The 14959-nt window shown below is 69.2% G+C and carries 15 protein-coding genes and 1 pseudogene; 7 read left to right on the forward strand and 9 right to left on the reverse strand.

Going from position 1 to position 14959, the window contains the following annotated elements; translation table 11 throughout:
• Positions 1-125: 125 nt before the first annotated feature.
• Positions 126-1646, reverse strand: coding sequence for a lysine--tRNA ligase (gene lysS / locus ACQPYM_RS38320; protein WP_433011019.1), 1521 nt, complete (start codon positions 1644-1646; stop codon positions 126-128).
• Between the two features lie 146 nt (positions 1647-1792).
• Between lysS and ACQPYM_RS38325 the strand changes: the two genes are divergently transcribed.
• From ACQPYM_RS38325 to ACQPYM_RS38335, 3 genes are read left to right on the forward strand one after another with little or no spacing between them, the layout of a single operon-like run.
• The gene (locus ACQPYM_RS38325) at positions 1793-2224 is read left to right on the forward strand and encodes an NfeD family protein (protein WP_433011022.1); all 432 of its coding nucleotides are present in this window, start codon (positions 1793-1795) and stop codon (positions 2222-2224) included.
• Positions 2225-2226: 2 nt separating this feature from the next.
• Entirely contained in the window at positions 2227-3081 is an 855-nt protein-coding gene (locus tag ACQPYM_RS38330; protein ID WP_433011025.1) for an SPFH domain-containing protein, read from the forward strand.
• A gap of 46 nt (positions 3082-3127) precedes the next feature.
• A complete protein-coding gene (locus ACQPYM_RS38335; protein WP_433011028.1) occupies positions 3128-3832 on the forward strand; it encodes a DedA family protein in 705 nt (234 codons plus the stop codon).
• Here the strand turns inward: ACQPYM_RS38335 and ACQPYM_RS38340 are convergent.
• Positions 3818-5122 (reverse strand): hypothetical protein, encoded by a 1305-nt coding sequence (locus ACQPYM_RS38340; protein WP_433011031.1) that lies wholly within the window; start codon positions 5120-5122, stop codon positions 3818-3820. The two genes, ACQPYM_RS38335 and ACQPYM_RS38340, sit on opposite strands and share 15 nt — an antisense overlap.
• A gap of 85 nt (positions 5123-5207) precedes the next feature.
• On the opposite strand from ACQPYM_RS38340, the gene ACQPYM_RS38345 reads away from it, so the two are divergent.
• Both ACQPYM_RS38345 and ACQPYM_RS38350 read left to right on the forward strand, forming a co-directional pair.
• A complete protein-coding gene (locus ACQPYM_RS38345) occupies positions 5208-5636 on the forward strand; it encodes a TIGR03668 family PPOX class F420-dependent oxidoreductase (RefSeq protein ID WP_433011034.1) in 429 nt (142 codons plus the stop codon).
• A gap of 63 nt (positions 5637-5699) precedes the next feature.
• Positions 5700-6260: a carboxymuconolactone decarboxylase family protein gene (locus ACQPYM_RS38350; protein WP_433011037.1), complete on the forward strand. Its 561-nt coding sequence runs from the start codon at positions 5700-5702 to the stop codon at positions 6258-6260.
• 3 nt (positions 6261-6263) lie between these two features.
• On the opposite strand, the gene ACQPYM_RS38355 is transcribed toward ACQPYM_RS38350, so the two are convergent.
• The 5 genes from ACQPYM_RS38355 to ACQPYM_RS38375 form a co-directional block, all read right to left on the reverse strand.
• Positions 6264-7022: a type III pantothenate kinase gene (locus tag ACQPYM_RS38355; protein WP_433011040.1), complete on the reverse strand. Its 759-nt coding sequence runs from the start codon at positions 7020-7022 to the stop codon at positions 6264-6266.
• A gap of 172 nt (positions 7023-7194) precedes the next feature.
• Positions 7195-8040, reverse strand: coding sequence for a carboxylating nicotinate-nucleotide diphosphorylase (nadC, locus tag ACQPYM_RS38360; protein WP_433011043.1), 846 nt, complete (start codon positions 8038-8040; stop codon positions 7195-7197).
• Positions 8041-8042: 2 nt separating this feature from the next.
• On the reverse strand, positions 8043-9701 hold the full coding sequence (locus ACQPYM_RS38365) for an L-aspartate oxidase (RefSeq protein WP_433011046.1): 1659 nt from the start codon (positions 9699-9701) through the stop codon (positions 8043-8045).
• A 22-nt stretch (positions 9702-9723) separates the two neighbouring features.
• A complete protein-coding gene (gene panC / locus ACQPYM_RS38370; protein ID WP_360279063.1) occupies positions 9724-10551 on the reverse strand; it encodes a pantoate--beta-alanine ligase in 828 nt (275 codons plus the stop codon).
• On the reverse strand, positions 10548-11405 hold the full coding sequence (locus ACQPYM_RS38375) for a Rossmann-like and DUF2520 domain-containing protein (RefSeq protein WP_433011049.1): 858 nt from the start codon (positions 11403-11405) through the stop codon (positions 10548-10550). The genes panC and ACQPYM_RS38375 overlap by 4 nt, the downstream gene beginning before the upstream one ends.
• A 206-nt stretch (positions 11406-11611) precedes the next feature.
• Between ACQPYM_RS38375 and ACQPYM_RS38380 the strand changes: the two genes are divergently transcribed.
• Complete coding sequence (locus ACQPYM_RS38380) at positions 11612-12193, forward strand: 2'-5' RNA ligase family protein (RefSeq protein ID WP_433011051.1); 582 nt, start codon at positions 11612-11614, stop codon at positions 12191-12193.
• 326 nt (positions 12194-12519) lie between these two features.
• Positions 12520-12816 (forward strand): annotated as a pseudogene (locus ACQPYM_RS38385) (SAM-dependent methyltransferase); the annotation flags it as partial.
• Positions 12817-12962: 146 nt separating this feature from the next.
• Here ACQPYM_RS38385 and ACQPYM_RS38390 read toward each other — a convergent pair.
• Positions 12963-14462: a PH domain-containing protein gene (locus ACQPYM_RS38390; RefSeq protein ID WP_433011054.1), complete on the reverse strand. Its 1500-nt coding sequence runs from the start codon at positions 14460-14462 to the stop codon at positions 12963-12965.
• Positions 14459-14947 (reverse strand): PH domain-containing protein, encoded by a 489-nt coding sequence (locus ACQPYM_RS38395; RefSeq protein ID WP_433011057.1) that lies wholly within the window; start codon positions 14945-14947, stop codon positions 14459-14461. The genes ACQPYM_RS38390 and ACQPYM_RS38395 overlap by 4 nt, the downstream gene beginning before the upstream one ends.
• Positions 14948-14959 lie beyond the last annotated feature (12 nt).

The raw sequence follows: 14959 nt of genomic DNA on the forward strand, positions 1-14959 counted from the left end.
GTGACGATGGGTATTCAACGCGCTCACCGACCGGATCGCATAACTTTCGGACCCGGGAATGGATTTGACCGTTGGTTGTGCTATGCAACGGCTCCCGGATCCGCCATTCAAGATACTCCGGGCGGCTACTCCGGACGCAGCAGCGGGAACAAAATCGTCTCCCGGATCCCGGCCCCGGTGAACAGCATGACCAGCCGGTCCAGACCCATCCCCATCCCACCGGCCGGCGGCATGCCGAACTCCATCGCGCGCAGGAAGTCCTCGTCCAGTTCCATCGCCTCGGGATCGCCGGCCGCGGCCAGCAACGACTGTGCCACCAGGCGATCCCGCTGGATCACCGGATCGTTCAGCTCCGAGTAGGCGACCCCGAGCTCGACCCCGTTGACGAACAGGTCCCAGGCCTCGACCAGTCCCGGAATTTCCCGGTGCGGCTTGGCCAACGGCCGCGCCGACTCCGGATAGTCACGCACAAAGGTGGGCTGGATGAGCGTGTGCTCGCACAGCTTCTCGAACAAGTCGACGGCGATCTCGCCGGCATTCCGGCCCGGCTGCAGCTCGATCTCGTGCTGTTCGGCCAACTTCAGCAGGGCGGCCAGATCAGTGGTCTGGTCGACACTCTCCCCGACCGCTTCGGACAGCAGCCCGAAAAGCGTCGCGTGCCGGAACGGCTGGGTGAAGTCGATCGCCGAACCGTCGCGCGCGGTGACCGTCGTCCGCCCGATCGCCGCACCGGCGTTCCGGATCAGCTCCTGGGTGAGTTCGGCCATCGTGTCGTAATCGCCGTAGGCCTGGTACGCCTCGATCATCGAGAATTCCGCCGCATGGGTCGAGTCCAGTCCCTCGTTGCGGAAGGTCCGGCCGATCTCGAACACCCGGTCGACGCCGCCGATCATCGCCCGCTTGAGATCGAGCTCGAGCGCGATCCGCAGCTTCATCTCCTGGTCGAAGGCGTTCAGGTGGGTGCTGAACGGCCGGGCCGCGGCGCCACCGTTGGTCAGCTGCAGGACCGGGGTCTCCACCTCGATGAAACCGTGCCCGTCGAAGGTCGCGCGCAGCGACTTCAGCACGGCCGCCTTGCTGCGGACCATCTCGCGAGCCTCGGCGCGCACGATCAGGTCGACGTACCGGAGCCGGACGCGGGCCTCCTCGTTGAGGGGCTTGTGCTCGTTCGGCAGCGGGCGGAGCGTCTTGGCCGCCATCTGCCAGCTGGTCGCCTGCACGGACAGCTCGCCGCGGCGGCTGGTCACCACCTCGCCCTGGACGGACAGCAGGTCGCCGATGTCCACCAGCGCCTTGAACCGGGCCAGCTCCTCCTCGCCGACGTCCGCCAGCGACAGCATCACCTGCAGCTCGGTCCCGTCGCCCTCCCGGAGCCGGACGAAGCAGAGCTTGCCGGTGTTGCGCAGGAAGATCACCCGGCCGGCCACCGCGACCTGCTCACCGGTCTTGGTGTCCGGCTCCAGCTCCTGCCCGTCGTACTTCGCCCGCAGGTCCTTCAGCAGGTGCGTCCGCGGCACCGAGATCGGGTAGGGCTGCACCCCCTCGGCCAGCAGCCGGTCACGCTTGTCCCGGCGCACCCGGATCTGCTCGGGCAGGTCGTCCTGCCCGCTGTCGGGGGTCGCCGGGTTCTCACGTGAGTCAGTCATACCCAAAGGCTAGTGACTCCCCGCCCGGACCAACGAATCCTTTGTCCACACCCCAGCCTGGAAGAAAGCCGAACTGTTAGGTCCACGGACGCGGTTGCGGGGGTACCTTCGATGCAAGAGGTAGTTCCGCCGGTGCAGGTGATCGCATGCAGTCCTGGCTTCTGTGGTTGAGTATCGCGGCCGTACTCGGGATCGCCGAGTTGATGACGGCCACTCTCGACCTGCTGCTGCTCGCTCTCGCGGCCACGGCGGCCGGCGGGGCCGCGGCGCTCGGGCTGGGCGTGGGGCTGCAACTGCTGGCCTTCGCGGTGACCGCGGCGGCGCTGATCGTCCTGGTCAGGCCGGTGGCCCGGCGGCACCTGACGGCGTACCCACAGCTGCGGAGCGGAGTGGCCGCGCTGGTGGGGCGTGAGGCCGTCGTCCTGAGTGTGGTCGGGCGGGAGCCCGGGCGCGTCCGGATCGGCGGCGAGGAGTGGACCGCGCGGTCCTACGATCCCGACCTGCTGATCCCGGCCGGGACCACTGTCGACGTCTTCGCGATCGAGGGCGCGACGGCCCTCGTGTATCCCCGGGAGTAGCCATGGCCGAGCTGATCGTCGGGCTGATCGTCGCCGTACTGGCCGTCGTTCTCGTACTGCGGACGGTGCGGATCGTGCCACAGGCCAGAGCCAGCAACGTGGAACGGCTCGGCCGCTACCTGCGCACCCTCGAGCCGGGCCTCAACATCGTCATCCCGTTCATCGACCGGCCCCGGCCGTTGATCGACCTGCGCGAACAGGTGGTCTCGTTCGAGCCACGGTCGGTGATCACCGAGGACAACCTGGTGGTCGACATCGACACGGTGCTCTACTTCCAGGTCACCGATCCGCGCGCGGCGGCGTACGAGATCTTCAACTACATCCAGGCGATCGAGCAGCTGACCGTCACCACCCTGCGCAACGTGATCGGCAGTATGGACCTGGAGAAGACGCTGACCTCGCGCGAACACATCAACTCCCAGCTGCGCGGCGTCCTCGACGAGGCCTCCGGCAAGTGGGGCATCCGGGTCAACCGGGTCGAGCTGAAGGCGATCGATCCGCCGCCGTCGATCAAGGAGTCGATGGAGAAGCAGATGCGCGCGGACCGGGAGAAGCGGGCCGCGATCCTGGCCGCCGAGGGTCAGCGGCAGGCGCGGATCCTGACCGCGGAGGGTGACCGGCAGGCCGCGATCCTGCGGGCCGAGGGCCAGGCCAAGGCGATCGACACCGTCTTCGAGGCGATCCACCGCAACGATCCGGACCCGAAACTGCTGGCCTACCAGTACCTGCAGATGCTGCCCGAGCTGGCCAAGGGCCCGGGCAACACGTTCTGGGTGATCCCGTCCGAGGTCACCTCGGCGTTGCAGAACGTGACGAAGGCGTTCAACGGGGCAAACCCTGAGATTCCCCCGGAATAGCTCGCGCGTCAGGTAATCGGTTGTCCCCCGGTGCCAGGATGGAGGCATGGGGGAACTGACGATGCACGCGCTGGCGATCACGATCCCGACCGGCGGCGCGGCGATCGCCGCGTACCTCTTGGTCGGTCTGGTGATCGGGATCGAGTCGATGGGCGTGCCGCTGCCCGGGGAGACGACGCTGATCGCCGCGGCGCTGCTGGCCTCGCAGGGGCAACTGAACGTGGGGTTCGTGATCGGCGCGGCCGCCGCCGGCGCGATCATCGGCGACTCGGTCGGCTACTACATCGGCCGCAAGGCCGGCCGGGGGCTGTTCGAGCGGCTCGGCCGGCGGTTCCACCACTTCTCGCCGGAGCGGATCGAGAAGGCGGAGAAGTACTTCCACAAGTACGGCGTCTGGACGGTCTTCTTCGGCCGGTTCGTCGCGTTGCTGCGGATCTTCGCCGGCCCGATGGCGGGCATGCTGCGGATGAACTATCCGCGCTTCCTGATCGCCAACGCGACCGGCGGCATCACCTGGGCGACCACGATCGGCCTCGTCGCGTACCAGATCGGCGACAACGCGGACAAGATCTTCGGCGCGTTGTCGATCTGGGCACTGGTCGCGGTCGCGGCCGGCCTGGTCACGGCGTACGTGGTCTACAAGGTCCGTAAGCGGCGCAATCCGGAGCAGGCCGCGCCGGCGGACGTAGTACCGGCCGGTGCGGTACCGGCCGGTCTGGGCACCGCCGCGGTGGAGTCAGCGGACGCTTAGCGAGAGGTTCTTGGTGACCCGGCCGAGCAGCGGCCGGCCCAGCATCGTCGCGTTGGGGATCACGAACCGGTAGACGTAGATGCCCGGCCTGGCCAGCTTGAACGCGAACGCGGCCTGGCCCTTGCGCATCGGGAGCGCCTTGACCCCGACCCACTTCCTGGCCTGCCGGTTCCACGCCTGCAGGTAGACGGTGGTGTTCATGCCCGGCTGGACCACCAGGACCGCGGTGATGTTCTCGCCGCGCTTCTTCATCGCACCGCCGACGAAACCCGTCGACACCGGTCGCACGACGGACTGCATCAGCTTCGGCCTGCTGGACGACCACACCGCGGCCGTGCCGACCTGGCTGAAGTTGGGCATCATCACCTTGTACGGACGGCTCGCACCGGCGGCGATCGGGATGTCGTAGTGCCCGCCCGCCGTGGTCTTGCCGCGCGCGGCCGGAGTCCAGCGCGCGCCCGGCGTCATCTGGGTCAGCACCACCAGCGGCAACCCGGCCGACGTCGTCCGTTGCTGGACGCAACTACCCTCGTCGGCGCAGACGACCTCCTGCAGGATCGTCCGGCCCCGGAGCCGGACCGCCGTCCCGTACTGCGCCAGGGCGGGAACCGTCGCACCGGTCGAGCTGGTCCGGGCCGAGAGCTGACCACCGATCGCCGAGGACCACTCGTTCTCGGCGCGCAGCTGGAACAGGTACGGCGGCTTCAGGCTCTTGATCACCTGCCGCGTCGACGTCGTACCCTTCCCGACCGCGCGCAGCGGCTGCCCGGGGCGGCCGACCACCGGCACGTAGACCTGGCTGGCGCCGCGCACGTCCAGCGGGTCGTTGGGGCTGAAGTCCTGCGGCTGCGGCGGCACGGTCCAGCGCACCAGCACGTCCCGCCTGCCCACCGGGGTCGCCGTCGCGCCATTGGGCCGCACGGGTCCCTCGGTGTCGAACACCGGCGAACTCGCGAGCTTGCTGGACATTCCCTCGGTCGACGTACCGACCCCGACCGAAACCTTGTACGTGCCGTCCGGCGGGAAGGCCGACGCCGGGATCTTCCAGGTGTTGGGCACGCTCGCGGGCACGAACTGCACGTACGTCGGACTGGTGCTCAGCACGCCTTCGATGGTGATCCGGTTCGGGGCGTCGGAGTCCTTCCAGCTGACCCGGACCTCCTGCCGCGTGTTGTCGGCCCAGGCGACCGTCACGTTGGTCGGCGTCGGTTCGGACGTACACGCCGTCAACACACCCGCGCCCAAGCCGGTCGCCAGAGCCGCCGACAAGACGTTGCGCAACCTCACCATCCCGCCTCACCCGAACTCTTGAAAGGACAACCGGCGTAGACGATACCCAGCGGGTCCGGCCCGGCTGGGCAGTAGGGTCACCAGCGTGCGACTCACCGAGGACGCCTGCCGCAAACGCCTCGCCGCGGCCGATCACGCCTACCTGGCCAGTATCACTCCGGGCGACGAACTCCGCCCCCATCTTGTCCCAATCGTGTTCGCCCTCACCGGTGACGAACTGACCGGTGCCGAACTGGTGATCGCGGTCGACCAGAAGCCGAAGGCAACCACCGACCTGCAGCGGCTGCGCAATCTCGCGGCCAACCCGCACGTCGCGGTCCTCTGCGACCGGTACGACGCCGACTGGCGGCAGCTGTGGTGGGTCCGGGTCGACGGCACGGCCCGGGTGAACGCGCAGAACCCGGCGGCAATCTCGTTGCTCGCGGCAAAGTATCCGCAGTACGCGCTCGATCCGCCGCGCGGCCCGGTGATCACGGTCGGCATCGAGCGCTGGACCGGCTGGTCGTTCAGCTGATCTCGACCGTTCGGCCGATCGGTGAGACGCTGCGAAGAGGAGCATCTCACCACGGGGGACACGATGGCATTCATCAGTACGCCGGCACCGGCCGGCGAGTACCTGGCCGAGAACCGCTCGGAGGCCGGCTACGTGCCGAACTTCGCCATCACCTTCAGCGCCCGGCCCGCAGTGTTCGAGGCCTGGAAGCAGCTGAACGGCGCGATCAAGGCGAACATGGACCTGCGCCGGTACGAACTGGCGACGGTGGCCGCGGCGACCGCGCTCAAGTCGAGCTACTGCAGCCTCGCCCACGGCGGCGTGCTGGCGGAGAACTTCTTCACCGACGCCGAGGTGGCAGCGTTGGTGGACAAGCCGGCCGGTGACCCCGTCGACGAGGCGGTGATGACGTTCGCCCGCAAGGTCGCGCTCGCGGCCGACACCGTCACCGCCGCGGATGTCGATCACCTGCGCGCAGTCGGCCTGTCCGACGAAGAGATCCTCGACGTCACCCTCGCAGCCGCCGCCCGCGCGTTCTTCTCCAAAACCCTGGACGCCACCGGCACCCTGCCCGACGCGATCTACAACAACCTGTCGCCCCAGCTGAAGGAGGCGCTGACGGTCGGCCGCCCGATCGACACCTGAGGGTCAGTGGTTGCGGGCGAATGCCTGGTGAAGGCCGTGCAGGGTCAGGAACGGCTCGTGGTGCTGGATCTGGCTCGACTCGCCGACCACCAGGGGTGCCAGCGCGCCCGTCGCGACCACGGTGACGTGGTCGAAGCCCTGCTCGGCGACGATGCGGGTGATCAGTCCGTCGACCAGGGCGGCGAAGCCGAAGATCGCGCCGGACTGCAGCGCCTCGACAGTGTTCTTGGCGACGACAGCCCGCGGCCGGACCAGCTCCACCCGCCGCAGCTGGGCCGCCTCCACGCCGAGCGCGTCGACGGCGGTCTCGATGCCGGGCGCGATCGCGCCACCGATGAAGGCTCCGTTCGCGTTCACGACGTCCACCGTGGTCGCAGTACCGAAGTCGGCGACGATGCAGGGTGCGCCGTACCGGTTGACCGCCGCGAGCGCGTTGGCGATCCGGTCGGTGCCCACCTCGCGGGGGTTGTCGACCAGGACCGGCAAGCCGGTTTTCACGCCCGGCTCGACGACGACGCTCGGCACGTCCTGGTAGTACCGCGCGACCACATCGCGCAGCTCGTGCAGGACATGCGGTACCGCGGAACACACCGCGATCCCCGACACCTCGGACTCCCCCGCCAGCAGTCCCTCGAGCAGGACGGCCCATTCGTCCGCAGTACGGCGTGGATCCGTCCCCACCGACCAGTGCCGCTTGACCGTGCCCTCGAAGATCAGGCCGACCAGCGTCCTGGTGTTCTCGACGGCGACGGCGAGCAGCATCAGGCCGCCTTGTGGTGGGTGTGGGGGATAGCTCGAGTGCCGGCGGCGTCCAGGTGGGTGCATCGCAAGGCGGAGGGAAGGGTGCGATGTTTTTCCATCGTGCCCTTTCCTCCAACGCAGCGAGGTGCCCGGCTGGGCGTCGCCGGTGCCGAGCTATCCCCCACACCCACCACTAGAGATCCATCGCGATGTCGAGGACGGGCGCAGAGTGGGTCAGCGCGCCGACCGCGAGGTAGTTCACACCGGTCTCGGCGACCTCGCGGGCGACATCGAGGCTGAGTCCACCGGACGCCTCGAGCCGGGCCCGGCCGGCCACCTTCTCGACCGCCTCCCGCAGCTGCGGGACCGGCATGTTGTCGAGCAGGATCAGCTCGGCGCCGGAGTCGACCGCGATCAGCGCGTCCTCGACCGAGTCCACCTCGACCTCGACCGACAGGTCCGGATAGGCCTTGCGGACCAGCCGGAACGCCTCCGCGACGCCGCCGGCGGCGATCACGTGGTTGTCCTTGATCAGGGCGGCGTCGGACAACGCCATCCGGTGGTTCTGGCCGCCACCGCAGCGGACGGCGTACTTCTCCAGCGACCTCAGCAACGGCATGGTCTTGCGGGTGTCCCGGATGACCGCGCCGGTGCCGTCGACGGCCGCGACCCAGCGGCTGGTCAGCGTCGCCACGCCGGACAGGTGACAGAGCAGGTTGAGCGCAGTGCGCTCCGCAGTCAGCAACTGCCGGGTCTTGCCGCGCACAGTCATCAGTACTGCGCCCGCCGTGACGGTGGCCCCGTCGGTGACGGAGTGCTCGATCTCGACCTCGTCCTTGCCCGTGATCAGCCGAATCACCAGTTCGGCGATCTCCAGGCCCGCGACGACCCCGTCGGCCCGGGCCACGAACTCCGCGACCGAGACGTGCTCCGCGTCGACCGTGGCCGTGGTGGTGACGTCGACGCCACCGGCCAGGTCCTCCTCGATGGTGGCCCGGACGAGGTCCTCGACCCACTGCCTGTCGAGCGTGTCATCCATTGCTAGTTCCCCTCAGGTGGTGCTTGAGCCACGAACGTCGCGGCGGGCCGTGCCGAATCATCCTCGGCCGGCAGTGTCAGGTCCAGACTGCCTGACCAGTGCTGGTCGTCGCGATCCGGGTGGTCCTCCCGCCAGTGCGACCCGCGGCTCTCCTCGCGCGTGGCCGCCGCCGCGATCAACGCGGAGGCAACCGTCGCCAGGTTCGTCGCCTCCCAGTCGGGGGTGCCGGGCTGCTCGGCCGGTTGCTCGATCAGCTTGGCGAGTCTGTCACCCGCCTCCGACAGTCCACGCTCGCTGCGGATCACACCAGCACCCACAGTCATCACCCGCTGCAACTCCGGTACTACGTCCTCGGCAACCAGCCCTGGTACGCGCTGGTCGACCGCCGGCTCACGGAGGTCCGGCAACCGCTCGGCCAGCGAAGCCGCGATGCGGCGGGCAAAGACCAGCCCCTCCAGAAGCGAGTTGGAGGCGAGCCGGTTCGCACCGTGCACTCCGGTGCAGGCGACCTCACCACACGCGTACAGACCGGGCACCGACGTCTGGCCGTGCAGGTCGGTCCAGACGCCACCCGACGAGTAGTGACAGGCCGGGGCGACCGGGATCAGCTCGTGCACCGGATCGATACCGTGCGAACGGCAGGACGCCAGAATCGTCGGGAAACGCACCCGCCACTTCTCGTCGCCGAAACCCCGGGCGTCCAGCAACATGTGATCCTTGCCTGAGGCAAGCATTTGGCGCATGATCGCCTTCGCCACCACGTCGCGCGGCGCCAGGTCGGCCAGCTCGTGCTGACCCTGCAGGAACCGTTTGCCCTCGTGGTCGACCAGGAACGCGCCCTCGCCGCGAACAGCTTCGGACACCAACGGCTGCTGGCCTTTGGCGCCCTTGCCGAGCCAGAGCACGGTCGGGTGGAACTGGACGAACTCGAGATCGCGCACCTTCGCGCCGGCCCGCAACGCGAGCGCCATCCCGTCACCGGTCGAGACGCTCGGGTTGGTCGTGGCGGCGTACAGCTGGCCGAGTCCGCCGGAGGCGAGGATGACGGCGCGGCTGCGGATCGCGCCGACACCGTCCAGTTGCCCTTCGCCCATCACGTGCAGCGTGACGCCGGCGACCGCGCCGTCATCGGCGAGCAGGAGGTCGAGCACCAGCGCGTGCTCGATGATCCTGATGTCCGGCGCCCGCTTCACCGCGGCGACCAGGGCCCGCTCGATCTCCGCGCCGGTCGCGTCGCCGCCCGCGTGCGCGATCCGGTTGCGGTGGTGGCCGCCCTCGCGGGTCAGCGACAGGTCTCCCCCGGCGCCAGTGTCGAAGACGGCTCCGAGCTCGATCAGCTCCCGTACTGCGTCCGGCCCTTCCGTCACCAGCACCCGGACGGCCTCCGGGTCCGACAGCCCGGCTCCCGCGACCAGGGTGTCGTGCAGGTGGTCCTCCGGGGAGTCCTCCGGGCTGAGCGCCGCGGCGATCCCGCCCTGGGCCCACTGGGTCGACCCGGAGGCGAGCACATCCTTCGTCACCACCAGCACCGAACCGAGCTCACGAGCCCTCAGGGCAGCCGTCAGCCCAGCGATCCCCGAGCCGACCACCACCACGTCGACCGTCTCGGTCCAACCAGGCTCAGGCGCAGCCAACCGCTGCGGTACAGCTGGAGCAGTCATTCCGCGACGGTATCAACCGTATTCATCTGAGCGTGATGGAAATGTTGTCAATGAGACGAGTGCTACCCACGCGGGCCGCGATCAGCATCCGTGCCTCGCCCGGGCCGATGACTGGCCCCAGGTCTGGCGCGCGGAGAGCCAGGTAGTCGATCTGCACCGACGGGACGGCCTCCAGCTCGGCATGTGCGGCAGCCAGTACGGCGTCCGGTCCGTTCATCCCCGCCTTCGCACCGGCCGTCAGCGCGCGGTAGAGAACCAGTGCTTCGTCACGCTCCGTCTCGTCCAGGTAGCGATTGCGTGAGGACAGCGCGAGGCCATCCGGCTCGCGCACGGTCTGGACCGGCACGATGTCCACGTCCATGTCGAGGTCGCAGACCATCTCGCGGATCAGCGTCAGCTGCTGGTAGTCCTTCTCGCCGAACAGTGCCAGATCCGGCGCGGTCAGGTGCAGCATCTTCGTCACCACCGTGAGCACCCCGGCGAAGTGCCCGGGCCGGACCATGCCCTCCAGCTCGTCGGCCAGCGGACCGGGATGCACGGTGATCGACGGCTCGTTCGGGTAGAGCTCGTCGCGGGACGGGTTGAAGACCAGGTCGACGCCCTCGTTCTTGGCGATCGCGAGGTCGCTGGCCAGCGTGCGCGGGTAGCGGTCGAAGTCCTCGGTCGGCCCGAACTGCAAGGGATTCACGAAGATCGTCAGCACCACGCTGCCTTCCGGCCCGACCCGCTCGCGCGCCTCGGCGAGCAACGCCGCATGGCCCTCGTGCAGGGCCCCCATCGTCATCACGACCGCCCGTGGCCGGATCGCCGCGGCCGCCCGCAGCTCGGCCTTCGTCTGGGTGAGTCTCACCGTGGTGCCTCCCCTGCTCGATCCTGCTCAAGCACCTCTGCTGCCAGTACTTCGTAGAACCGCTCGGCCGTACTGCGCTCCAGCCGGCCGTCCGCCGCCGCCAGGTCCACCGTCGCCCGGGCCAGCTCGGCGTACGTGCTCGCGGTGCGCCCTCGCAGTACGGCCAGATGGGCTGCCACCGTGTCGACGTCGCCGCGCGCTATCGGTCCGGTGAGCGCATCATGACCGGACCGCAGCGTGTTGTCGAGAGTTGCGGTCAGCAACGGCCGCAGTGTCGCTGCCGAGTCGCTGACACCGGCATCTCGCAGTACTGCGAACGCCTGCGCGAGCAGGGTGGTCAAGTGGTTGGCGCCATGCACCAGACCTGCGTGGTACTGCGCACGGCGGTCCTCCGCGACCCATTGCACGTCAGCCCCGAGTGCCTTCACCAGCCGCTCCACCAACGGCCTGGCGTGATCAGGAGCCGTTGCGGTGAAGGTGATGCCGCTGAGGTCCGGCCTGTCGCCGGTGAACGTCATCGGAGGGTGCAGGGCCACTGGGGTCGCGGCCGTCGGCCGTAGTACGGACAAGCCGTGGGCACCGGAGAGGTGGACGACGTACTGCTCCGCTGTCAGTGGGAGGCTGCCGGCGACCTCACCGATCGCACTGTCCGGTACTGCGACCAGCACCACGTCGGCGCGGGCTGTCACCTCGGCAGGCGACAGGATCGGGGCGTCCGGGAGCAGTCTCGCGGCGCGGTCGAGCGACGCCTGCGAGCGCGCGGTGACGCCGGTGACGGGATGCCCGGCAGACGCCAAGGCTGCTCCCAAGGCGCTCCCGGCCCGGCCGGAGCCGATGATGCCGATACGTTCCATGTCCACTCTCTACGTTCCAGTCCCCGGGCGGGGTACCAGACGATTGACGCGGTCCACCCCAGCGTAGTGCCGAACCACGCGCCCACCCCACCCCCAACCACCCCCACCAGTGTGAGAGCGAGCACCCCCGACCCCTGCACCGACTGCCCGGAGAGATTGCGGGTGTTTTTGGTTGAGTGTTGTCTCATCGGTGGGACTATGGGCCGGTGAGTGGACATGGTGATCCGTGGGCGGCCCCGACCGGGCGGACGGCGATCTTGATCGCGGTGCCGGAGTTGACGGAGTTCACCGATCGATGGCGCTCCGTCTCCTACTCGTCGGCCTGGCCGACCGCCGCGCTCAGCGAGCTGGTCCCGCCGCACGTGACCGTGCTGGTGCCGTGGCTGCGGGACCCCAAGCCGGAGGACGTGCAGCGGCTGGAGGACGCCGTCGCGGACCTCGAGCCGTTCGAGCTGACCTTCTCCACGGCCGGCCAGTTCCCGGACGGCACCACCTGGCTGCGTCCCGAGCCCTTCGACCGGGTCCGCGACCTGGTCGCGACCGTGCTCGCCGCCTTCCCCGAGTGCCCGCCGTACGACGGCGAGGTCCCTGACCCGCAGCCGCACCTGACCATCGCATCCTCGGCCCAGGGCAGCCCCGCCCTGGTCGCCGAGGCCCAGGCAGCGCTGGCGGCCGAGGAGATCCCCAGCATCCGTCTCGACGACCTGACGATCTGGCGCGAGGGCGACGACGGCGTCTGGCAACTCACCGGCGCCGTCGCCATCGGCGGCGACCCCGAACTCAGATAGCGGACTCCGTGGAGGGTGTGACATTGCGGCTGGCCTGGGAGGCGGCCCTCTATGGACCGTCCGGCTTCTACCGCCGCGAACGACCGGCGGCGCACTTCCGTACTTCGGTGCACGCCTCGCCGCTGTTCGCCACCGCCGTGGCGCGCCTGGCACAGACACTCGGGTTCACCCACGTCACCGACATCGCTGCCGGTGAAGGAGAGCTGGGCCGCGTACTGCGCCCGCTCGGGCTGGACGTCACCGACATCGAGCTGGACGACGAGTTGCCGGTCGAACTCAACGGGCTGGTGATCGCCAACGAGTGGCTCGACAACATCCCCTGCGACGTGGTCGAGCTCGACCCGCTCGGTCACCCCCGGTACGTGCTGGCCGACCAGACCCTCGGCGAAGTTGTCGAGGGCAACGACCTTGCTTGGCTCGAGAGTTGGTGGCCGCTGGCGGAGCCGGGCGATCGGGCGGAGATCGGGCTGGCCCGCGACCAGGCGTGGGCGGACGTCGTCGCTCGCCTGTCGGCCGGTCTGGCGGTTGCGATCGACTACGGGCACCTGCGAGCCGGCAGGCCGCCGTACGGGACTCTGACCGGGTTCAGGGGTGGCAGGGAGTGTGAGGTGGCGTTGGACGGCTCCTGCGACGTCACCGCGCACGTGGCGCTGGATTCACTGGCTGCTGCCGTCTCTGGTCAGCTCACGACGCAGCGGGACGCGCTGCGGGCACTGGGTATCTCGGCCGAGCGCCCTAGCCAGGAGCTGGCTAGAGCGGAGCCGCTGCGCTACTTGGCCGAGCTGTCGTCTGCAGGAGAGGCGGCCGAGCTGCTGAACCCGTCGGGGCTCGGAGGGTTCGGGTGGGTCTGGGCCGGCACCGAGTCCGCAGTACGGCGTGCCTCGCGTGCTCTGTCGGCTTGAGCCTCTACCAGCGCTGCGGCCTCTACCTGGTCGCGGTGGAGGGCGATGGCGTCGGTCGGACCCTGCGGGGTGTCTACGTGGACGTTGGCCACGCCTAGGCGGCGCTGGATCGGTCCCTGCTGCAGGCGGACCGACTGGGTCTTGTGGTGGAGCACGATCGACGTACGGCGGCTCACCCAGCCGCGGGTGGTCACCAGCACCTGGCTGTCGACGCCGTAGGCCAGGTAGCGCCAACCGACCGGCCGCAGCCACTTCACTCGCTCTGGTGCCTGGTGCATCTCGATGGCGGACAGATCGAAGCCGGGCAGCACTCTCGCGAGCACTCCCGCCACCTCCTGGCGCTCACCGACCGGAAGCAGTTGGGCTCCCTCGTTCTCGTCCTCACCATCGGCCTTGGAACCGGCCACGCCCGCGATGTCCAGGTCCACCCGGGACCAGCCCAGCAGCCGCCAGATCAACGGCTCGGTGATCAGCAGGCCCTGCACACGACCCGGCGGCACCGTCTGCCGCTGCACGTCGAACAGCCCGCGCTTGGTCCGCAGCCCTTCGTGCGTCTCCGACAGGGTGAAGCCGTGGTTGCCAACGACCTGCTTCCAGATGGGCTGCACAACACCGAGCAGCAGCGGCAGACCCGCGAACAGACCGACGTGGAACTCCAGCACTGTGGTGGCGACGATCAGCCAGATCAGGCCTGCCGCACTACCGAGCACTGTCGAGGACAACAACGTTGCACCGAGCAACCGGGTGGTCGGGACGACCAGCAGCGGCTCGGGCTCCACCTCCGACGACGGCTGGTGCTGGAGGGCATGCTCGCCCTTGGCCCTGAAGAGCAGGGTGGCCCGCAGTCTCTGCGCTTCGTCGTACGTGAAGTAGCTCAGCCTGCCGTCGCTCTTGCCGCCACCGGCGACGTCCATCCGCAGCTCGGCCATGCCGAACAGCCGGGCCACGAACGGCTGGGCCACGTCGATCGCCTGGATCCGGTCGAACCGGATGATCCTGGTCCGGCGGAACAGGAAGCCGCTGTCGACCCGGATCGCGTCCTCGGTCAGCTGCCACTTGGTGAACCACCAGGACAGCGCGCCGAGCAGGATCCCGCCGAGCAGTACGCCGAGCAGGCCGATCCCGGCGATCTTGAGGTTGCTCCGCAGCCCCTCGTTGTTGGCCATCGCGAACGCCGCGACGACGAAGTACCCCCAGCCCTTCACGAACGGCGTCAGCGGGTGCAGCCGGGCCCCGGTCACCGGCTCCTGGATCGGCGGCGGCGGTTGGTACGACGGCGGCTGTGGTTGCCCCGGTTGGGACGGCGGCTGTGGTTGCGGGTGGGGCTGGGGTGGGGACGCCTCGAAGGGCGCTGATGGCTCGGTCACAGGCCCCACGCCTGCGCCTGGCCGAGAGCCGACAGGCGGTCCCGGAGCCTGGCCGCCTCGTCGGGGTGCAGGCCGGGGATCTTCGCATCGGTGGCCGGCGTCGCCGTGTGCAGCTCGACCGTCGCCAGCCCGAACGACCGCTCCAGCGGCCCGGCGGCCACATCCACGAACTGCATCCGCCCGTACGGCACCACCACCAGCTGGCGGAACATGATGCCGTGGCTGACGAGCAGCTCGTCCTCGCGCTCGGCGTACTTCCAGGACTGCTGGTTGCGCCCGATCAGGACCCACGACCAGGCGAAGCCGAGCCCGGCGAGCAGCAGGAACAGGACGCCGTACAGCCAGTTCAGCAGCAGCCCCAGCAGCAGCAGCCCGGCGATCGCCAGCAGGCCGAACGTGATGGCGGCGTTCAGCCTGCGCACGGTCGCCAGCTTCGGCGAAACCGGCGTCCAGCTGACATCGGCAGGAGCAAAGAGGTCGTCCACGACACCAGCCTG

It is taken from the genome of Kribbella sp. CA-294648 (assembly GCF_050943845.1).
Taxonomy (GTDB): Bacteria; Actinomycetota; Actinomycetes; order Propionibacteriales; family Kribbellaceae; genus Kribbella.